Source organism: Aestuariirhabdus litorea, assembly GCF_003864255.1.
GTDB lineage: Bacteria > Pseudomonadota > Gammaproteobacteria > Pseudomonadales > Aestuariirhabdaceae > Aestuariirhabdus > Aestuariirhabdus litorea.
On record NZ_QWEZ01000001.1, the window covers coordinates 578,001 to 597,984 of the forward strand.

The 19,984-nt window shown below is 62.3% G+C and carries 16 protein-coding genes; 7 read left to right on the forward strand and 9 right to left on the reverse strand.

From position 1 onward, the window contains the following. The first annotated feature begins 40 nt into the window (after positions 1-40). From pyk to D0544_RS02775, 4 genes are all read left to right on the forward strand, one after another. Positions 41-1,474, forward strand: a complete 1,434-nt coding sequence (pyk, locus tag D0544_RS02760) for a pyruvate kinase (protein WP_125015848.1) — start codon at positions 41-43, stop codon at positions 1,472-1,474. Positions 1,475-1,631: 157 nt separating this feature from the next. Next, positions 1,632-2,399 (forward strand): sulfite exporter TauE/SafE family protein, encoded by a 768-nt coding sequence (locus tag D0544_RS02765; RefSeq protein ID WP_125014486.1) that lies wholly within the window; start codon positions 1,632-1,634, stop codon positions 2,397-2,399. 229 nt (positions 2,400-2,628) lie between these two features. Next, entirely contained in the window at positions 2,629-3,744 is a 1,116-nt protein-coding gene (locus D0544_RS02770; protein WP_125014487.1) for an extracellular solute-binding protein, read from the forward strand. Positions 3,745-3,974: 230 nt separating this feature from the next. After that, on the forward strand, positions 3,975-4,538 hold the full coding sequence (locus D0544_RS02775) for a Tll0287-like domain-containing protein (RefSeq protein WP_125014488.1): 564 nt from the start codon (positions 3,975-3,977) through the stop codon (positions 4,536-4,538). 6 nt (positions 4,539-4,544) lie between these two features. Here D0544_RS02775 and D0544_RS02780 read toward each other — a convergent pair whose 3' ends face one another. From D0544_RS02780 to D0544_RS02810, 7 genes are all read right to left on the reverse strand, one after another. Beyond that, a complete protein-coding gene (locus tag D0544_RS02780) occupies positions 4,545-5,939 on the reverse strand; it encodes an NAD(P)/FAD-dependent oxidoreductase (protein ID WP_125014489.1) in 1,395 nt (464 codons plus the stop codon). Between the two features lie 85 nt (positions 5,940-6,024). After that, positions 6,025-6,798, reverse strand: a complete 774-nt coding sequence (locus tag D0544_RS02785; RefSeq protein WP_125014490.1) for a helix-turn-helix domain-containing protein — start codon at positions 6,796-6,798, stop codon at positions 6,025-6,027. Between the two features lie 57 nt (positions 6,799-6,855). Then, positions 6,856-8,277, reverse strand: coding sequence for a hypothetical protein (locus D0544_RS02790; RefSeq protein WP_125014491.1), 1,422 nt, complete (start codon positions 8,275-8,277; stop codon positions 6,856-6,858). Further along, a complete protein-coding gene (locus tag D0544_RS02795; protein WP_125014492.1) occupies positions 8,274-8,906 on the reverse strand; it encodes a class II aldolase/adducin family protein in 633 nt (210 codons plus the stop codon). Before D0544_RS02795 ends, D0544_RS02790 begins: the two co-directional genes overlap by 4 nt. Before the next feature lie 8 nt (positions 8,907-8,914). Further along, on the reverse strand, positions 8,915-9,616 hold the full coding sequence (locus tag D0544_RS02800; protein ID WP_125014493.1) for a hypothetical protein: 702 nt from the start codon (positions 9,614-9,616) through the stop codon (positions 8,915-8,917). 53 nt (positions 9,617-9,669) lie between these two features. After that, complete coding sequence (locus D0544_RS02805; protein ID WP_164880802.1) at positions 9,670-10,173, reverse strand: CBS domain-containing protein; 504 nt, start codon at positions 10,171-10,173, stop codon at positions 9,670-9,672. 82 nt (positions 10,174-10,255) lie between these two features. Next, positions 10,256-11,911: a SulP family inorganic anion transporter gene (locus tag D0544_RS02810; RefSeq protein WP_125014495.1), complete on the reverse strand. Its 1,656-nt coding sequence runs from the start codon at positions 11,909-11,911 to the stop codon at positions 10,256-10,258. 184 nt (positions 11,912-12,095) lie between these two features. Here D0544_RS02810 and D0544_RS02815 point away from each other — a divergent pair, with 184 nt between their 5' ends. The 3 genes from D0544_RS02815 (at position 12,096) to D0544_RS02825 (ending at position 17,018) form a co-directional block, all read left to right on the forward strand. Then, a complete protein-coding gene (locus D0544_RS02815) occupies positions 12,096-13,961 on the forward strand; it encodes a sensor histidine kinase (protein ID WP_125014496.1) in 1,866 nt (621 codons plus the stop codon). After that, positions 13,958-15,331 (forward strand): sigma-54-dependent transcriptional regulator, encoded by a 1,374-nt coding sequence (locus D0544_RS02820; protein ID WP_125014497.1) that lies wholly within the window; start codon positions 13,958-13,960, stop codon positions 15,329-15,331. Before D0544_RS02815 ends, D0544_RS02820 begins: the two co-directional genes overlap by 4 nt. Positions 15,332-15,401: 70 nt before the next feature. Continuing rightward, a complete protein-coding gene (locus D0544_RS02825; protein WP_125014498.1) occupies positions 15,402-17,018 on the forward strand; it encodes a protein adenylyltransferase SelO in 1,617 nt (538 codons plus the stop codon). A gap of 9 nt (positions 17,019-17,027) precedes the next feature. On the opposite strand, the gene D0544_RS02830 is transcribed toward D0544_RS02825, so the two are convergent. Both D0544_RS02830 and D0544_RS02835 read right to left on the reverse strand, forming a co-directional pair. Then, entirely contained in the window at positions 17,028-17,873 is an 846-nt protein-coding gene (locus D0544_RS02830; RefSeq protein WP_164880803.1) for a substrate-binding periplasmic protein, read from the reverse strand. Positions 17,874-18,056: 183 nt separating this feature from the next. Then, entirely contained in the window at positions 18,057-19,961 is a 1,905-nt protein-coding gene (locus D0544_RS02835; RefSeq protein WP_125014500.1) for a methyl-accepting chemotaxis protein, read from the reverse strand. Positions 19,962-19,984: the final 23 nt, after the last annotated feature.

Consider the following 19,984-nt stretch of genomic DNA (forward strand, 5'->3'; position numbering starts at 1 on the left):
GCACCCCCGGATCAATTTAACCAATGGGAGAGTTCTAATGATGATAAGACGGACCAAGATTGTTGCTACCCTGGGGCCGGCCACTGACGATCCGGTGGTGCTGGAGCGGTTGCTGCTGGCGGGGGTCAATATGGTGCGCCTGAACTTCTCCCACGGAGATGCCGACTCCCACCGCCAGCGTGCCCGCCAGGTGCGGGAGATCTGCCAGCGACTGGGGATCAGCGTGGCGGTGCTGGGCGACCTGCAGGGTCCCAAGATCCGTATCTCCCGCTTTCGCACCGGCAAGGTGGTGCTTAAGCGAGACGCCCCCTTCTGCCTCGATGCCGGGCTGGAGAAGGAGGCCGGCGATGAGGGGAGTGTCGGCATCGCCTACAAGGAGCTGCCCGCGGACAGCAAGCCCGGGGATATCCTGCTGCTGGACGACGGCCGCATTGTGCTGGAGGTGGAGCGGATCGAGGGCAGCCGTATCCACACCCGGGTGCGGGTTGGGGGCGAGCTCTCCAACAACAAGGGAATCAACCGGCAGGGGGGCGGTCTCTCGGCGCCCGCCCTGACCGACAAGGACAAACAGGATATCGTGCTCGCCGCCGAGATCGATATCGACTACCTGGCGGTCTCCTTTCCCCGCAGTGCCGAGGATATCGAGCAGGCTCGGAGCCTGCTGCGAGAGGCCGGTGGCAGTGCCTTCCTGATGGCCAAGATTGAGCGCGCCGAGGCGGTAGCCGATGATGACACCCTCGACAGCATCATCTGCGCCTCCGATGCAGTGATGGTAGCGCGGGGCGATCTGGGGGTGGAGATCGGCGATGCTGAGCTGATCGGCAAGCAGAAAGAGATCATTGCTCGTGCCCGCAAGCTTAACCGGGTGGTGGTCACGGCGACGCAGATGATGGAGAGTATGATCCATAACAGTTTGCCCACCCGTGCCGAGGTGTTCGACGTGGCCAATGCCGTACTCGACGGCACGGATGCGGTGATGCTGTCGGCGGAGACCGCTACCGGCGATGACCCCTGTGGCGTGGTCGAAGCGATGTCACGTATCTGTATCGGGGCCCAGACTCACCGTTCGGTGACCATCTCTCGCCACCGGGTGGATACCACCTTCTCCACGGTGGAGGAGGCCATCGCCATGGCCGCGATGTACAGCGCCAACCACCTCGAAGGGGTCTCCGCCATCGTCTGCCTGACCGAGTCCGGGACCACCCCGCTGCTGATGTCCCGTATCAGCTCCGGCTTGCCGATCTATGCCATGACCCCCCACCCCGCTACCCAGCGTCGAGTGGCCCTCTATCGGGGGGTTGAACCGGTCCCCTTTACCATCGAGGAGCTGCCGGAAGGGGAGCTGGCACTGCGCGCCCTGAACCTGTTGCGTGAGCGCGGTGCGATCCGGGAGGGTGAGTTGGTAATCCTTACCCGGGGTGACCAGCTGGGCGTTGGGGGGGGCACCAACAGCTTGCGGATCTATCGCGCCTGACCCAACGCCCTTTGCGCTGCAGGGCTTTTCCACTCTGTAGAAAGGCCCTTTGCCGCCGACTTGAAATGGCGTCGGGGATACCGCACACTCGCCTGCCGCTGTTGTCGCCACGGGGAAGCGGTGGCGCGCAGCCGATTCAAGGGATGAGGGGGTCATCGTGGAGTATGAGCTGAATCTGGTCGTTATCCTGGCGCTGGTGGGGGCCGGGCTGGTATCCGGCTTTATCAATACCCTGGCCGGCGGTGGCTCGATGCTCAGCCTGCCTGCCCTGATGCTGGTGGGGATGCCGCCGGAGATTGCCAACGCTACCAATCGGGTGGCGGTGCTGCTGCAGTCCCTGACCGGTTCCAGCGGCTTTAATAAACAGGGGATGTTGGAGCGAAGCGCCATCGTGCCGATTCTGGTGCCCACCCTGCTGGGCTCCCTGGCGGGCGCACTGATCGCCTCCTACCTGCCCTCGGTGGTCCTCAAACCGGTGCTGTTGACCACCATGGTGATCATGGCGCTGGTCATGCTGTTCAAGCCGGCGACCATTGTGCCCGAGCTGGGCACAGAGCCCTTCAGCTTAGCCGAGCGGCCCATGGCCTGGGGCGGCATGTTTGTCGCCGGGCTCTACGGCGGATTTGTGCAGGCGGGGGTAGGGTTTATTTTGCTGGCGGCCCTCGCCGGAGGCCTGCGCTATGACCTGGTTCGCTCCAACGCCCTTAAAAATGTCTGCACCGCCGCCCTCAGTGTGGTGGCGCTGGGGGTCTTTGTCGCCCGCGACCAGGTGCTCTGGGTGCCCGGCCTGGTGCTGGCCGTCGGCAGCATGAGCGGAGCCTACCTGAGTGTGAAATTTGCCATCCGCGCCAGCCAGCGCACCCTCAAGTGGATCCTGCTGGTCATGGTGTTACTGGCCTGTGGGGCGGCGTTAATGAGCAGTTAGTCCCCGGCTCGTCCGGAGGGCTGGTCGCCGCTCTCCCAATACTGATCTTGTCCTCACAAAGCGCTGGCGGATGCCACCGGGATTCATCGGGTTTGTGACAAATGTCCAATAAAAACTACAAACTGTAAAAAATAGCAGAGATGTTCTACGCCGATTTCGCTACACTGGACCGGTTAACTGACTTTTTTACTCTGCTATTGCGTCGGTATTTCCGGCATTGAAGGTGTTTATGAACGCTCTTTCCACCCTGATGGGAGCCTTGGTGCTCCTGCTGGCCCTGCCGTTGCAAGCGGCTACCCTGCGGGTACTGAACTGGTCTGACTACGTCGATGAGGCGATGCTGGAGCAGTTCAAACAGGAGCAGGGGATCGAACTGGTTTACGAGCTGTTCGAGAGCGAAGATGAGTTTCTGGACAAGCTCTTTAACGCCAGGGAGCCCTGGGATGTGATTGTCCCCCCCAGCGCCATGATCCCTTTCCTCAGCGAGCGTCAGCTGATCGTCCCGCTGGACCTTCAACTGCTGCCAATGCGTGCGGGGCTCGACCAGGGAATCATGAAGCAGTTGGAGATGCAGGATCCCGGTAACCGTTATGCGGTGCCCTACATGTGGGGAACCACGGGGCTGGGGGTCAACGAGAAGATGCTCTCCACCCTCGGCATTCCCGCGAATAAGATGGACAGCTGGTCGTTGCTCTACGACGATGAGTTACGCCACAAGGCCTCTGGCTGTGGCATTGCATTGCTGAACGAATCATCCGAACTCTTTGCCTCTGCGCTGGTCTATCTGGGCCACTCGGTCAACACCACCAACGATGCCGAACTGCAGGAGGCGGCTGACCTGCTCAAGCGTGCCGTTGGCGATACCCGCTACCTCCACACCTCGCAGTACAGTAGCGACCTGGCGTCGGGCAAACTGTGCGTGGCGGTGGGTTACTCCGGTGATATCCTGGCCGATGTGGGTGAGGCGGAAAATGCTGATGTGCTCTACCACGTTCCCGTCGAGGGGGCCGCGGTCTGGTTTGATGTGATGGCGATCCCTGCCGCCAGCAAGCAGAAAGCGCTGGCCCACCGCTTTATCAACTTTATGATCCAGCCGGAAACCGCAGCCGCCAACACCAATTATGTGGCTTACCCCAACGCGGTTCCTGCCAGCCTCAGGCTGGTGGATGCCGAGGTGAGGGAGGATCCGGCGGTTTACCCCTCCGCCAAGGTCCAGTCCCGTTTGCAGGGGGTGCGCTCTGCGGATCGCAAGACCCGCCGCATCAAACGCAAGCTGTGGGTGGCGGTCAACTGTCATTCCGGTCGCTTCTGCCAGATTCCAATGAAAAACCCCTACGGTTATTAACGCTCTCCTGCTCCCGCCCCTGTGGCGGGAGCGTGGCTGTTGTCTCCGGGAGAGGGGGCGGGGGTGAGTACTTCTCATCTCCCACCCTTTCTCTTGTTCTCTACCCCCCCTTTTTTTCGAGTGGATGCGGCTCATCCTGCCCGGGCGTCCCTTTCGGTGACAAAGTTACATACAGGTTGTCGCACTGCTCCTACACTGCCCGGCCTATTCCCAACTGCCGGAGAAATCCCATGAACCCCAGAATACTGACTCTGGTTGCTGCCTTGACCAGCCTGCCCCTGTCGGCCGCAGAAATCGATCAAGAGCAGGCCGCTGCGCGCGCCATTGCCGCCAGCTTCGGCGGCCAGCTGCAGGCTGCCCTGAAACCGGCGTTGCAACAGAAGGGGGCGGTGGCAGCCATCGACCTGTGCCATACCGAAGCGGCGCCGATTGCCGCCGAACAGGCCCGTCGAAGTGGCTGGGCGGTGGGTCGCACCTCACTGCGGGTGCGCAACCCGGACAACCAGCCCGATGGCTGGGAGCAAGCGGTGCTGGAGCAGTTTGAGGCGCGCAAGCGGGCAGGCGAAGCGCCCGCCAGCCTGGAGTGGTTCGAGCGGGTGGCGGTGGAGGGGGGGACGGAGTTGCGTTACATGAAAGCGATCCCCACCGGCCCCGTTTGCCTTAACTGTCACGGACAGCAGCTGGCGCCTGAGGTCAGTGCCCGCCTTGACCAGCTCTACCCCGACGACCGCGCGCGGGGTTTTGCCGAGGGTGACCTGCGGGGCGCCTTCAGCCTGCGCAAGCGACTGGACTAGCCCGGCTCAGTGAATCAGACGCTCAAGCTGCTGGCAGGTGGCGCCGGCCAGCGTTTTCAACAGGGAAGGGCCCGACTGTCGACGGTAGAGGCGATCCTCCCAGCTGAACAGGCTGAGAATGGTGCGGTAGGTCAGCCAGCGAATCGGCTCCGGCTCCCAGCGCCGTAACGCCTGCCGGTGGCTGGCGGGGGTGAAGACCCAGGGCATGCGGGTGCGCTCGCTCTCCTGCCCCAGGATCAGGTCCGCCAGGGTGCGCCCGAACAGGTTGGTGGCCCCCACCCCCTCTCCACCGTAGCCGCCGGCGCTGGCGATACCGGTGGCGGGATCGAAGAGGGCGAAGGGGGCAAAGTTGCGCGCCATGCCAAGGCTGCCGCCCCAGCCGTGGGTCACTCGGGCTTGCTGCAGCGGCGGAAACAGCTCCCGCATCAGCTCCTCGCGCAGGCGAAACTCCGGGTCGGACAGAGAGAACCGGTGCCGCACCTTGCCGCCAAAGCAGTAGCCCCCGCGGGCACCAAAGATCAGCCGGTTATCGGCCGAGCGGTGGCCGTAGGTGGTGAGGCGGCCACCATCGCTAAAGGCGGGGCGCCGCTCCATGCCGATCTCCTCCCACTGCGAAGGGGCCAGGGGCTCGGTGGCGATAATCAGGCTCTGCACCGGCAGCACGTAGCGGTTGATGCCCATCAGTGAATCACTGAAGCCCTCGGTCGCGGGCACCAGTATTGAGGCACGGAGACGGCCCTGGGCGGTTCTAAGGTCAGTGCCTTCAACCGCCGTCACGGGGCTGTTTTCTAAGATCTGTACCCCCAGCCTTTCGACACAGTCGGCCAGTCCGCGCACCAGCTTGCCCGGCTGGATCACTGCGCAATGGGGGCTGTAGATGCCGCCGTAGCCGTTGTGCATACGCATCTGTTTCGACAACTCGTCAGCGTCCATCCAGCGGAAATCCTCCTCCGTATGGCCATCGGCGTGGAGCCCCCTGAGCTCGGACTGGATACGCTTGAGCTGCTCCGGGTAGCGGGCCGCGGCGTAGATCATGCCACCGCGGGCGAGGTCGCAGTCGATCTGCTCCCGCTCCAGCACCCGCTCCACCTCATCGATGATGCCGTAGAGCTGGCGATAACCGGCGCGACAAGCCTCAGGCTCCAGCCGCGCCAGGTATTTCCCCTCACCGGCGATACCGCCAATCAGCCAACCGCCGTTGCGGCCGGAGGCGCCAAAACCCACCTGCTCGGCTTCGACAATCGCCACCGACAACTGGGGGGCCTGCTGCTTGAGGTAGTAGGCGGTCCAGAGCCCGGTGAAACCGGCGCCGATAATTGCCACATCGACATTGAGCTCCTGTTGCAGGGAGGCGCGCGCCGGGGTGCTGGGCAGGGTATCAAACCAGAAACTGATCGCCATGGGGTCTCCTCTGTGGTGGGGTAGGCTGAGCCACAGTCTATCCTGCCGATGGGGTACTTTTCCTGCGTGCGGGACCGGGCGAAAATCAGGACTTTCGCTGTTTGAGATAGGCGCCGGGGGTGAGGCCGGTGTGCTGCTTGAAGCACTTGTAGAGGGTGGAGGTCGAGCTGAAACCGGCGGACAGCGCGCTGTCGAGCACCTTGCAGCCGGGCTCCCGGTCCAGTATTTCGAGCAGGTGGTTGATGCGAGCTTTATTCACGTAATCGTAAAAGCTCGACCCCAATACCTGGTTCAGGGCGAAGGAGACCTGGTTGCGGGTATAGCCGGTATCGGCGGCCACCCTCGCCAGGTCGAGTTCCGCCTTAAGGTAGGGCTTCTGAGTATGGAAATAGCTCTCCAGATCCCGGATCAGCCGCTGCAGGCACAGGTCGGTGAGGCCGATACGTTGTGGCGGGTTGCCGTCACCACTGCGCAGGGGAGAGGCGTACTCATCAATGCGTATGATCAGGCCATCCTCCACCCTGATCGCCTCGCTCGAGCGGTAACTTTCCTGTTCACCTCGCGCATTGGTGAGACTGTAGATGTACTGGATAAAGGCGGTGTCACCGTCGGCTCGGATGCGGTCTGTGTGGGTAAGGCTCACGCGGTTGTGATGGGGTAGTGAAAAGGCGACGTAGTCTCGCAACTCGCTGGCGTCCATCTCCAGGTGGTTGAGGTAGTCGGCGTAGGTGATGCGGGGGTGGTACAGCGACAGTACCCCCTCAAGGTTGCCCTCGACCCAGTGGCGATGGTAACGACCCACCACGTCCAGAGTGGCGTCGCGCTGGGAGGGTTTGGTCGGGGGGGATGAGGGCTTCATGGAGCCATGCTACTGCAGGAAAGCGGGCATCGGCAATCTGCAGCGACACTGTGGCGATCAGCGAAACAGTTGCATCAGCAGGTCGGGGTCATCGAAGTGGCGCTCGGAGCTGAAGGCGATGGCGTGCTGCCCCCATTGGCGCAGTGCCCCCGGTGCTGTGATGCCGCTCGGCCACAACAGCACCTGCTCCCCGCGGCGGGTACCGGGTATCAAGCCATAGGGTGGGACGTAAAGGCTGCGGCGTTGCGCCCCGTCGGCCAGTCGGCGCAAGACGTCGTCCGACTGCCGCCGGTAGGGAGTTCCCGGGCGATCGGGGTCGACCCAGTCCGCCCCCACCAGCATATGGTCGCCGCTACTGATGGAGATCCGCAAACGCTTGCCCATCTCCACTGGCCGGGTTGGCAGCAGCAGCGGGGGCTCACCCAGCTCGCCCGCCGGGCGAAGCTGCAGGCCGGGTTGCAGCGGGATAAGGCTGTAGTAGCAGCCACAGGGATGGATGCTGTCGAGCAGCAGGGGGCGCCCCCGGCTGTCCAGGGTGATCCGCAGGTAGAGACCGTCCAGCCGGCCGGCATAGATATCCAGCCAGCCGCTGGGGGGGCGTTCGCTGAACCAGACCAGGTAGCTCAGTTGCAGCAGCCAGCGCCCCTGCCAGCGGCTATAGCCCAGCCGGCTGTAGGTGGTTGGGCTGGCGGTGTCGATGGCGGCCTGCCCTCCCTTCCAGAAGGGACGGCCGGGGCGATCGAAGGGGCCTCGCTGCTCGATTTGCCAAAGGGGAGCAAACTGCGCCAGCAGCTGCTGTTGTTGCTGTTCACTCAAGGTGGGTAGCCCCAGGGGGCTGGTGCGGTAGGCCTCCTCCAACCAGCGTGTTACCCGCGCTGGGTCGGGTCGGGCCGCGGCGGCGGGGCGGTAGTCTTCGGTGGGAGGCTGGGGGCCCTGCTCAAAGCGATGGCTGAGCTGGCGGTGCAGTGGTGCCAGCGGCAGGCGGATCAGTTGTTTACTGAGGGGGTAGAGCCCAAGAACCTGCAGCTCGCGACGATAGCTGGAGGGGTAGGGGTGGCTGGCCAGCGCCTGCGGCCAGTCCGGCACCTGCTCGAGCTGGGCGCTCTGCTGCGGCAGGCACCCCAGCAGCGCCCCAAGGTCGCTGGCGCTGCCCAGATTGGCGTGGTCGCTGCGCAGCGCCTGGGCCCCCAGCTGTGCACTCAGCTGCAACCACTGCTGGCGTTTGGGGGCGCTGTCGAGCTCCCCTAACAGGGACCAGAGGGTACGGTCGGCGCGCAGGTAGGGGTAGCCGGGTAAGGCCCGTTCCTGCTGGTCGGCCCGCCCTGCCTCGATCGCTTGTCGCTGCAGTTGCCCCAGCGCCTCGCCACAGTGGCTGAGTTTAGGAGGCGGGAGTGTGGGGCCCGTGGCGCAGGCGCTGAGTAGGAGGGCGGCGGCCAGCAGGGGGTAGAGGCGGCCCCGGGCAGCGCAGCGGTGGCTCACTGGCTGTTCTCCCCGGCCAGCTCCCTGGCGTGCGCCTGCAGGCGGACCAGCGCCTCGGCCGCCTCCGTCAGTGAAGAGCCATAACTGATCACCCCGTCCTCATGGCCAAGCATGGCGATGACGCCCGTCCCGGCGGTCAGCTGCTCGGCGATGGCGCGGGCCATGGCGGGGGTGCCGTAGGGGATCTGCGGGGCGGTACAGGGCAGTGCCAGCGCCTGTGCCCGTTGCCAGATCAGCGGACAATGCACATGGATCACGGCGTTGCACTCGGGCCGCTGCTGATAGATCACCGCATGACTAAGGGCCTCGGAGGAGGGGGCACAGTAACCCTGTGACCAGAGCCGGTTAAGCTCCGGTTCGGCGCGCTCCACCAGCGCCAGGCTGTCGGCATCCAGCTCGGCGAGGTGACCGGTCTGGGTGCCGCTGATGAGGAAGGCATCCTCTCCGGGAGCAAGGCGCTGGCTGATGTTGCCGAATCCGAGCCCGCCGTAGCGGGAGGGACTTTGGCCGATCATGCCGAGGGTGAGCATCCGCCGGCGGCAGTGGTTGAGCGCCTCCAGAGAACAATCGATGGCAAGCGGTGTGGGACGGTGGTGGTCCTGGTACTTGACGACACCTTCGCGTTCCATGGGGGCTCCTAATAGCGGATCAGCAGGGGTTGATAGCCAAACAGGGCATTGAGGTGGTGCAGCAGCGCATGCTGGCCCTCGGCTTGCCAAAGCTCGGTCAGTTGGCGGTTGATCCGGGCATAGCGGGGGCGGGCCTCGGCCAGGCTCTGTGGGGCGGGCGCCTGGGAGCGGTATTCACGAATCAACCCGAGCCAGAGCTCGCTGACGCCGGTGATGTAGGCGGGCCAGGCACGCTGCATTTCGGGGCTCCAGCTGGGATCGCTGCGGTCTTCCACTGCGGGTTCGCTGTTCTGGTTGATGCCCCGGTGGCGGATACGCTGGATATCGGTGGCCAGCAACTCGGCGGTCCAGGGGTGATCAAGCAGCTCCTGGTAGAGCTGGCGGGCGGTATTCCCATCGGTATAGAGCAGCAGGCTGAACTGGTGCCCCGCCGAATCGTTGGCGGCGCGGCGGTGGAAACGCCAGTAGCGCAGCCCGGGGCGGTGGCGGTCGATACTGGGCCCCAGTAGCTCGGCGGCGAGCAGGGGTTCCAGATTCCAATCAGGTGTGGTCTGGGGGTCCCAGCGCTGCTGGATCAGGATGCGGCGCCAGCCCAGCTGCTCATCACCTGCGCTGGCGGGGGCGTCGTGGAGCCCCGGGACAGGAGGCTGGCGGGTGGCACAGCCTCCCAACGCAAGCAGGCAGGTCAGGAGAAGAATCGAAAGGCGCATGGGCTCATTGTGGAAGGACCGGGCCGGCCACGCAACCCCATGAGCCGCTCCGATCAGGCGCTGGCTTTGCCCGCCTGGTAGACCAGTCGCACAATGTCCATGCTGGAGACGATGCCCACCACCTGGTTCTCATCGGTGACGAAGATCCGGTGGATGTTATTGCTGGCCATCACCTCCGTGATCTCCTGCACGGTGGCATCGGCCTCGATGGAGATGATCATCGGGGTCATGATGTCGCTGACCTGGCGTTCGCGGCAGAACTCAAGCTCCTCCACCTCGCTGGCCAGTTTGGCACCCTGCTCGTTATAGAAGCTGCGCTTGCGCACCACTTCGCTTTTGTACTGGGGGTTGTTGCTGTAGCGCAGGATGTCGGTGGTACTGACCACCCCCACCAGCTCGCCATCCTGGCTCAGTACCGGTGCCCCCGAGAGTTTGTATTCGGAGAAGAAGCTGGCCAGCTCGGCAACGCCCCAATGGGCGGAAACGCTGAGGACATCCGGGGTCATCAGCTGGCGAGCCGAGATCTCGAAGAGGGGGTTCGTGTTGGAGGTGCTCATCGCTTGGATCCTCGCTAAAGGGGGGCTGGGGGGGAATTCGGCCAGTGTCGAGGATATGGACGGCTGGGTCAACTGATGCATATCAACTCTCCTCGGCGGGAGCGGCCAGTTGCGCGGCCCGTTGCAGGGCCTGCAGGCGGTCGCTGTGGTTCCCGCTGCCCTCGATCATGCGGTAGACCCCCAGCTTGTTCAGCAGGTGGTCGATCGGTGGCGCCGCACCACTGACCAGCACCGTCTTGTGCTGGCTCCGAGCCTCGCGGATCACATCCTCCAGTGCCAGGGTGGCACTGACGTCCAGCAGGGGAACGGCGCTCAGGTCGAGCACCAGGCAGCGGTAACGTTCCACCCGGTTGAGGCTGTGGGCGATGCCCTTGGCGGCCCCAAAGCTCATCGGACCTACCGGCCTGAACAGCAGGATCTGCCCCTTGCAAGCGCGCATGATGTCGCGCTCCTGTTCGCTGAGGGGGAGCTCGGTCTCGAGCCCGGTGAGGGTTTGGATCGAACGGGTCTGCAGGTCGGTCAGCCGCTTGACGGTAATCATATTGGCGATAAAGACCCCCGCCGCCACCGCAGTAATAAGGTCGACAAAGACCGTTAGCAGGAGCACCCCGTACATCAGGGCCATGGCGATCAGGGGGGTCTTGTGGGCCCGTTTGAGGAATCGCCAGTCGATGATGTCGATCCCCACCTTGATGAGGATGCCCGCCAGCACGGCGTGGGGGATGGGTTCGGTAAGGAAGGCGGCGCCGGCGACGATCGCCAGCAGCACCAGGGCATGGATCACCCCCGAAAGGGGGGTTTTGCCGCCGGAGTGGATATTGATCACCGTGCGCATGGTCGCCCCTGCCCCCGGCAGTCCACCGACCAGGCCGGCCAGGGTGTTGCCGATCCCCTGGCCAATCAGCTCGCGGTCGGAGTCGTGGTCGGTGCGGGTCAGGCTATCGGCCACCAGCGAGGTCAGCAGGGAGTCGATCGACCCCAGGGTCGCCAGCAGCAGTGCAGAGCCCAGCATATGCTGCAGCAGCTCGCGGTCGATGGTGGGCATGACCAGCGAGGGAAAACCGGTGGGAATTTCGCCGATGCGGGGTACCGCATTTCCCTCAAACAGGGCGATGCTGAGCAGGGTAACCAGGATAAGCGCCGCCAGGGGGGCTGGCAGTATCCGGTTGATGCGGGCCGGCATGCCCAGCACGATGGCCAGGGCCAGGGCTCCGAGCAGCAGGGCCGAGGGGTTGGCCTGGGGGATCTGGCCCGGTAACGCCAGCAGGGAGGGCAGTACGCCGGCGACGGGGGGGAGTCCCATAAAGGGGGCCAGCTGCAAAATGATGATAATGACGCCGATCCCGGACATAAAGCCCGAGATCACCGGAAAGGGGATCAGGGTAATGTAGCGGCCAAACCGGAGCAGGCCGAACAGGATCTGCAGTACCCCGCCGAGCATGACCACGGTGAACGCGGTGGCCAGGCCATGTACCGGGTCGCGCGAGAGATAGTCGGTGAAGATGGCCACCATCACCACCGTCATGGGGCCGGTGGGTCCGGAGATCTGCGCCGGGGTACCGCCAAAGAGGGAAGCAAACAAACCCACTGCAATGGCGCCGTAGAGTCCGGCAATGGGGCCGGCCCCGGAGGAGACGCCAAAGGCCAGCGCCAGGGGCAGGGCAACGATCGCGGCCGTCAGGCCGCCGAGGAGGTCCCCCCTCAGGTGGTTTAGGTGCAATCCATGGATCAGGGCCACCGGTACGCTCCCGCTGCAGTTGTCGTTATTGTTGGGCCTGCTTGAGCTAACGAGCCATTCTAGGTCAGGTGGCGGACGCCGGATAATCGACTTTGGTGGTATAGGGGGGCTGTAGGTGGCGGTTAAAGCGCGGCCGCCGGCGTGCTAAAATGGGGATTCGTCCAGCATTAGCCGTGGCTTGTCCGTGTCCGACCTGATCACCTTTATTCACCGCCGCAGTGCCATCATGATCGGCTGGCTGGTGGTGCTGTTTCTGCTACTGGTGTGGATCAGTGGCTCGCTCGCCCGCCAGGTGGCTTATGATCACCTTCAGGAGAGCGCTTTAGCTCAGCTACAGCGTTATGAGAACTCCCTCGGCTCCATCCTCAGTCGCTACCAGTTTATCCCCGAACTTTTGGGGACCAACCCGCTGTTGAAAAATTTCCTGCAGGACAAACGCGATGAGCAGGTCTCCCTGCGACTCAACCGCTACCTGCAGAAGATGAACGAGATCAGCAATACCTCCGATATCTACCTGCTGGACAGCCAGGGCACGACGGTGGCGGCCAGCAACTGGAACCTGCCCACCACCTTTATCGGCAACAATTACAGCTTCCGCCCCTATTTTACCCAGGCGATGGAGGGGCGGGGCGGGCGCTACTATGCCCTGGGCATGGCGTCGGGCCAGCGTGGTTACTATTTCTCCTATCCCATTACCGACGCCGAGGACATCATCGGGGTGGTGGTGATCAAGATCAGCCTCAGCGACATTGAGTCCCAGTGGAGCAGTATTCGCCTGGCGGATGAGCCGGAGCTGTTGGTGACCGACCCCGACAGCATCGCCTTTATCTCGACCCGCCCGCAGTGGCTCTACCACTCCCTGCAGCCCCTGGGGGCGGTGGACTGGCAGCGCATTGGCCAGGAGCGCCGCTATGGGGACCAGCCCCTGGGAACCCTCAACGCAAGGCCGGGCGCTCTTCCGGACTCCCTGCTCGACTCCGGTGCCAAGGTGGTGACCATCATCGAAAACAACCGCACCCGCACCTATCTGGTCAACAGCCTGGCGATGGAGCGAGCCGGTTGGCAGCTGCACCTGCTCAGCCCGACCCAACCGGTACGCAACCAGGTGTTGACCACCGTGATCATCAGCGCCGCGCTATACATCATCGTGGTGTTGCTGCTGCTGTTTCTGGTGGAGCGTGTCCGCAATGTCAGCCGCCTGCGCCAGGCACACGACCTGCTGGAGAGCCGGGTCGTCAGCCGTACCGCGGACCTGTCCGAGACTAATCGTCGTCTGCTGGACGAGGTGGAGGAGCGGCAGCGGACCGAGCAACGGCTGCGAGAGACCCAGGATGAGCTGATCCAGGCGGCCAAACTGGCGGTGATGGGGCAGATGTCGGCGGGCATCAACCACGAACTGAACCAGCCCCTGGCGGCGATCCGCAGCTACGCAGAAAACGCCCGCAAGTTTCTGGAGCGTGGCCGCGAGCTGAACGCCCGCGCCAACCTCGACGAGATCGTGCAGTTGACCGCTCATATGAGCAAGATCGTGGCCCAGTTCAAGGTGTTTTCCCGCAAAAGCTCCGGCGCTCGCGTGTCGGTATCGGTCAACGCCTCCCTTAATGCCGCGATCAACATCATTGCCCCCCAGATGCGCCAGCAGGGGGTTGAGTGCCAGGTGGTAGGGGATGAGCTGGACCTCTATGTGATGGGGGATATGGTGCGCCTGGAGCAGGTGCTGATCAACCTCCTCTCCAATGCCCTGCAGGCGATGGAGGGCTGCCCCAGCCAGCAGCTGAGGGTCAGCCTTTCCAGCCAGTCGGGGCGGGTGATCATCGAGGTCCACGACAGCGGCGAGGGGATCGAGGAGACACTGCTTGAGCGTATCTTTGAGCCCTTTTTTACCACCAAGGGGGTCTCCCAGGGGCTGGGGCTGGGTTTGTCGATCTCCCATCGCATTATCGAGTCGATGCAGGGTACCATGGTGGCTGCCAACCACCCCTTAGGGGGCGCCGTTTTTCGTATCGAGCTTGAGCAGAGCCAGTTACAGGAAGGTATCCAGATCGCATGAGCGTAACCGAGCAGGACCACCTCAAGGGTCCCGTCATCTTCGTCGATGATGAGCACCATATCCGGGTAACTGTTCAGCAGACCCTCGAGCTGGAAGACTACTCTGTCCGCTGCTTCGGCTCGGGAGGCGAGGTACTGGATGAGTTGGGAATCGATTGGCCCGGTGTGATCGTCAGCGACATCAATATGCCGGGCATGGATGGTATCGAGCTGATGAAGCGGATTCGCGAGATCGATCCCGACCTGCCCGTGATCCTGGTGACCGGCCACGGAGATATCTCCATGGCGGTGGCCGCCATTCGCGATGGGGCCTACGATTTTATTGAAAAACCTTTCGCCTCCGAGTTGCTGGTGGATGTGGTCAAACGGGCGCTGGAGAAACGCAACCTCACCCTGGAGAACCGCAACCTGCGTCGTGAGATCGAGGCGCAAAGTGCTCCGGGTCCGCGCATACTGGGGAACACCCAGAGCATCCGCAACATGCGCCGCATTATCCACCAGGTGCTGAACGCCCCCACCGATATCCTTATCAATGGTGAAACCGGTACCGGCAAGGAGCTGGTGGCGCGTTACCTGCACGAGCACAGTGTCCGGCGTGAGAAAAACTTCGTCGCCATCAACTGTGGCGCGGTACCCGAAAACCTGATTGAAAGCGAACTGTTCGGCCATGAGGCCGGAGCCTTCACCGGCGCCGATAAGTCGCGGGTCGGCAAGTTTGAGTACGCCAATGGCGGTACCCTGTTCCTCGATGAGATCGAGAGTATGCCAATGGCGGTACAGGTCAAGCTGTTGCGGGTGATCGAGGAACGGATGGTGGAGCGGCTGGGATCGAACGAGTTGATCCCCCTCGATATCCGAATCGTGGCCGCGACCAAGGTGGACCTCAAGGAGCTCAGCGATGAGGGTAACTTTCGCAGTGATCTCTTTTACCGCCTCAACATTGTGACCATCGATATTCCCGCCCTGCGGGACCGCCTGGAAGACTTGCCGCTGCTGTTTGAGCACTTTGCCCTGATCGCCTCGGCCCGTTACCAGCAGGAGATTATTCCCCTGCCCGGCGAGCGCATGCAGCAGTTGTTGCAGCACGACTGGCCCGGTAATGTGAGGGAGTTACGCAATCTGGCGGAGCGCTATGTGCTGTTGGGTGATGAGGCCAACCTGGTATTGACGGAGCAGGGACAGTGCGACGAACTACAGAGTCGGCGTACCCTCTCGGAGCGGGTCGACCAGTTTGAACGCTCCCTCATCCATGAGGCACTGCAGCGTAATCGTGGTAGCATCAAGGAGACCATGGTCAGCCTCGGCCTGGCCCGCAAGACCCTCTACGATAAGATGAAAAAGCACGACCTGGATCGTCTCGACTACAAGTAGTCGAGCAAAGGTCGAGCTGAAACGGCGACCAACCTGACCCGCGCTCAGCGCCGGAGCGCACGAGAAAGCCATGTCTTCCGCTGATGAGGCGCAGGTGTTCCAGCATTGGCAGTTTGATAATGCCTTTGTGGAAGCGCTGCCCGCCGACCCCGAGTCCGCCAATTTTCGCCGCCAGGTGCCCGCGGCCTGCTACTCCTGGGTGACACCCGCATCGGTCCCGTCGCCCACACTGATCGCCTATTCCCCGGAGGTGGCTTCACTGCTCGACCTGGACTCCGCCGACTGTGAAAGCGAGGCGTTCCTGCAACTGTTCAGTGGTAACCGGCTGCTGCCGGGGATGACGCCCTGGGCCAACAACTATGGTGGTCACCAGTTTGGCCACTGGGCCGGGCAGCTGGGGGATGGCCGGGCCATCAACCTGGCAGAGGTGCGCAACCGGGCTGGAGAGCACCTGACCTTGCAGCTCAAGGGGGCAGGGCCCACCCCCTACTCCCGCAGCGCCGACGGGCTGGCGGTGCTGCGCTCCTCATTGCGGGAGTTTCTCTGCTCGGAAGCGATGCACCACCTGGGGGTTCCCACCACCCGTGCCCTGAGCCTGGTCAGCACCGGCCAGCCGGTGTTGCGCGATATGTTCTACGACGGCAATGCCGGCTATGAGCCGGGGGCGATTGTCTGTCGGGTGGCCCCCACCTTTACCCGCTTCGGCAGCTTCCAGATCCACGCCGCGCGCAACGAGATCGAGCTGCTTCGGCGCCTCGTTGATTTCACTATTGAGCGGGACTTTCCTGAACTGGGGGAGCCCTCCGCTAACGTCTATGAGCGCTGGTTTGATGAGGTGTGCCAGCGCACCGCCCAGCTGATGGTGCACTGGATGCGGGTGGGCTTTGTCCACGGGGTGATGAACACCGATAACCTGTCGGTACTGGGGTTGACCATCGACTACGGCCCCTACGGCTGGCTGGAGGGTTACGATCCGGACTGGACACCCAACACCACCGATGCCGGCCAGCGCCGCTACCGCTATGGCCAGCAACCCCAGGTGGCCCACTGGAATCTCTACCAGTTGGCCAACGCCATCGCCCCCCTGCTGGAGGGGACCGGTGGCTTGCAGGCGGCTCTGGATCGCTACGGGACCTGCTACCAGCAGCAGTGGCAGGCGATGATGGCCGCTAAACTTGGGTTTGACCGCTGGCGCGGCGAGGCCGATGAGCGGCTGGTGACCCGCCTGCAGGATCTGCTGCGGCTGACCGAAACCGATATGACAATCTTCTACCGCTCACTGGCCAACATCGACAGCAGCGATACGGCCCAGGCCCTGAGCGATGCCGAGCTGATGGAACCTTTGCGGGCGGCTTACTATCGCCCAGAAGAGTTGGGTGGAGCCATCGAGTCGCGTATTGCCCAGTGGCTGCGGGACTACCAGCGGCGCCTTCGTCAGCAGTCCGCCAGTGACAGCGAGCGGCGGGGGGCCATGAACCGCGTTAACCCCTGTTATGTGCTGCGTAATTACCTGGCCCAGCAGGCGATCGACAAGGCTGAGCAGGGGGACTACAGCGAGGTGGAAACACTGCTTGAACTGTTGCGCCATCCCTATCAGGAACAGCCGGGCAAAGCGGCCTATGCCCAGCGGCGCCCCGAATGGGCACGCCAGCGGGCAGGCTGCTCCATGCTTTCGTGCAGCTCCTGAAGCCGTAGCCTATTCGCCAAAACGGAGAGGGCTCCCTTTGGCCCCCGGTGAGGGGGCTTGTGGCTGGAGGTATTTGCGGGCAATGCGATCAAAGTGCTCGGATGTTCGAATCACCTTGATCTCATTCCATATGGCCTCGGCAAGGGCGGGGTTTTCCTCAACAAAACGGTGGGACAGCACCAGGTAGTAGGGTTTGGTCCTGATGGCGGGTTCAAGCTTGACGATGGACTTGAACTCCTCCGGGTGCGCTTGCAGCTGGTAGTCGGTCATTGTCTCTATGTCGGCAATGGCCGCTATCCTGCCGGCCACCAGCTTCCTGAGGTTTCCCTCCTGCGAGGTCGAGACCTCGACCGGAATGTTCATCTCCTCCAGGTCCCGGATAATGGCGTACTCGATGACCGCTCCTACGGCGCCGTTGAGTTGGCTCAAGCGGCTGCCGTCCCACTGCAGGGGCGAGCCCTCCGTCGTGTAGAAGTGATAGGACTGGCTCATGATCTTGCGATCGGCATCGGGCCAGCCATTGTTCATGGGGTAGCGCCCAATGACCATGCGCTGCCACTGGAAACTGCTATGGAAAATACCATCGACCCGATTGGTTCTGACCTCCTCTAGCCCGCGGGCCCAGGGACGGCGTATAAACTGAATCTCCAGCTTCAGGCGGCTTTCGAGTAGCTTCAGCATTTCCAGGGTGATGCCCGGCTTTTCCCAATCTATGGTGGTGCCGTTGCCGAGGTAGAACGGGGGGTTCGCTTTCACTTCATAGACCAGCGTAATCTGCTTGGGAGGCCGCTTTTCGGCCGCGAGCGCCAGGCCAGGCAGTAGGCAAAGCAATACGAAAGCGACTTTAACGATCATCCCTGTTCCTATGGTATCGCAGGAGCTAACGGTGCTGAGGATAACGGAGCAGGAGCCTATCCGAGCGGAGGGCGGCCTCCTGGCTGGTGGACCGTGATCATCCCCAACCATTTTAGCAGGGCGATGAAAAGAGAGTTTCTTTTTGCTGGCTGGGTTATTGCAAAAAAGCCCCCCCTTTGTTCATCAGGTGCGGAACTGGGCGACAAGCTCTTTCAGGTTACGGCTCTGTTGCTGCATCTCGTTACAGGCTGATGCGGTTTGTGAGGCTCCGGCGGCGGTCTGTTCAGCAACCTCTGCGATCACCAAAATATTCTTGTTGACCTCATCCGCCACATGCGATTGTTCCTGAGCTGAGGTGGCGATCAGTTCATTCATTCTGGATATCCGCTCTACGGCAGTAAGAATTGAACTCAATGCACTCCCGGCATCGCCAACCCGGACCGTGCCCTGAGTGGCTACGCGAGAGCCATTTTGCATCACGGAAACGGCTTTGTTCGACTGGCTCTGTAGTCGTTCGATGATCGCTTCGATCTCTTCAATAGAATTTTGCGTACGCTGGGCGAGGGCTCTTACCTCATCGGCCACGACAGCAAAGCCGCGACCACTTTCTCCTGCCCGAGCCGCTTCGATGGCGGCGTTAAGAGCGAGTAGATTGGTCTGCTCGGCTATATTACGAATCACGCCAAGCACAGAACCAACCTGATCGCTGTCTCTTGCCAGTTCTACGATGACCCCGGAGGCATTACTGACTTCGCCAGCCAACTGCTCGATGGTTTTGATGGTCTCTTCAATTAACTCCTGGCCATTGGTAGCCTGAAGCTGCGCATCGTTTGCCGCTTCGGCGGCCTCCATTGTGTTGCTGGCCACCTCGTTCACCGTAGCGGACATCTGGTTAATAGCAGAGGCCATCTGGTCAATCTGTGCCTGTTGCTGCAATACGCCTTGCTGGGTTTGTCGCGTGACTTGGTGGGATTCATCGACAATGGATGCAAGCTCATTGGTGGCAGCGGCGGTGGTGGTTATGATGCCTCTTATTTTCCTTACAAAGTCGTTGAAGGCAGCAGATAGTTGGGATATTTCGTCTGAACCGTCCACCTCCAGGGTCACCGTAAGATCGCCACCGCCGCTGGATATATCTTTTAAGCGACGAACGACCCTGCGGATGGGCCTAACAATGTGCTGTGAGGCCATGAAACTGGCGACCAGGACAGCGGCGATTGCCAGAGCCCCGATGAGCAGCGCCTGATTTTTCAGGCGGGTAACGGCTTGATAAGCGATGCGGGCATCGAGCATCTCATGAAGTTGCCAGCCCGGGTTACTGAATTCGCCGTGACCTCTACTGTGCTGGGTTGCGGTTAGGTATTGGCGACCATCAAAATCGATGGTTTTTATGCCGCTGCTGGCTGGTAAATCAACATTCCCAATCGGGGTGCCCTCGGCCGTCTGATAGAGCGTGACTCCATTGCTATCTCTGAGGACCAGCCGATGGTGCTGGTCCTGGGGTTCAGCGTTGACGGTCTGCGTGCTCAGTCTGGCGTTAATTTTTTCCCAGTCGACCACACCTATCAGCACCCCGATCACGGTATCGGGGTCGTAACTGGCACGGACGGAAACCCCTAAAAGCAGTACCGGGTGCCCCGACATAGGATCCCCGGTAACAGGACTTTGATAGAGGGGAGCGCTGGATGCGGTTTCAAACAGCGCCTCCTGATCGCTGAATGGAGTATCGCTTCGCTCGCTAAGCGAGGAGGAAACGATACGTCCCTCTCCGTTAAGTGCTGTGATTTCAGAGAAATGGGGGTAGCGGTTTTGCAGTCGGGCCAGCTCTGCCGAAAGCTCGCCCTCCTCATCATCGGTCAGCAGGTCCTGCATGATACCCAGATTTGACCAGGTGCGGACATCGGTAACTGACTCGGCGAAAAAGGTCTCCAGAAGCCGCATCCTATCCGAGCTGCTATTCAGAAGGCTCGCTTCCACCTGCGCGCCGAGCGCTTTTTGTGCATTTGTGTGCGAGATCCAGGCCAATGCAACCAGGGGGAGAAGGGAACAGGCCGTTATCGTTGCTATCAGTTTGGTGCGTAAGTTCATTGCGACTACCTACCTGCTTTCAA

Bases quoted from the DNA above. Each gene is read 5' to 3' on its own strand.
- D0544_RS02800 (WP_125014493.1), bottom strand. From the start codon at position 9,616: ATGCGCCTTTCGATTCTTCTCCTGACCTGCCTGCTTGCGTTGGGAGGC.
- D0544_RS02820 (WP_125014497.1), top strand. From the start codon at position 13,958: ATGAGCGTAACCGAGCAGGACCACCTCAAGGGTCCCGTCATCTTCGTC.
- D0544_RS02825 (WP_125014498.1), top strand. From the start codon at position 15,402: ATGTCTTCCGCTGATGAGGCGCAGGTGTTCCAGCATTGGCAGTTTGAT.
- D0544_RS02785 (WP_125014490.1), bottom strand. From the start codon at position 6,798: ATGAAGCCCTCATCCCCCCCGACCAAACCCTCCCAGCGCGACGCCACT.
- pyk (WP_125015848.1), top strand. From the start codon at position 41: ATGATAAGACGGACCAAGATTGTTGCTACCCTGGGGCCGGCCACTGAC.
- D0544_RS02780 (WP_125014489.1), bottom strand. From the start codon at position 5,939: ATGGCGATCAGTTTCTGGTTTGATACCCTGCCCAGCACCCCGGCGCGC.
- D0544_RS02830 (WP_164880803.1), bottom strand. From the start codon at position 17,873: ATGATCGTTAAAGTCGCTTTCGTATTGCTTTGCCTACTGCCTGGCCTG.
- D0544_RS02770 (WP_125014487.1), top strand. From the start codon at position 2,629: ATGAACGCTCTTTCCACCCTGATGGGAGCCTTGGTGCTCCTGCTGGCC.
- D0544_RS02795 (WP_125014492.1), bottom strand. From the start codon at position 8,906: ATGGAACGCGAAGGTGTCGTCAAGTACCAGGACCACCACCGTCCCACA.
- D0544_RS02805 (WP_164880802.1), bottom strand. From the start codon at position 10,173: ATGAGCACCTCCAACACGAACCCCCTCTTCGAGATCTCGGCTCGCCAG.
- D0544_RS02835 (WP_125014500.1), bottom strand. From the start codon at position 19,961: ATGAACTTACGCACCAAACTGATAGCAACGATAACGGCCTGTTCCCTT.
- D0544_RS02775 (WP_125014488.1), top strand. From the start codon at position 3,975: ATGAACCCCAGAATACTGACTCTGGTTGCTGCCTTGACCAGCCTGCCC.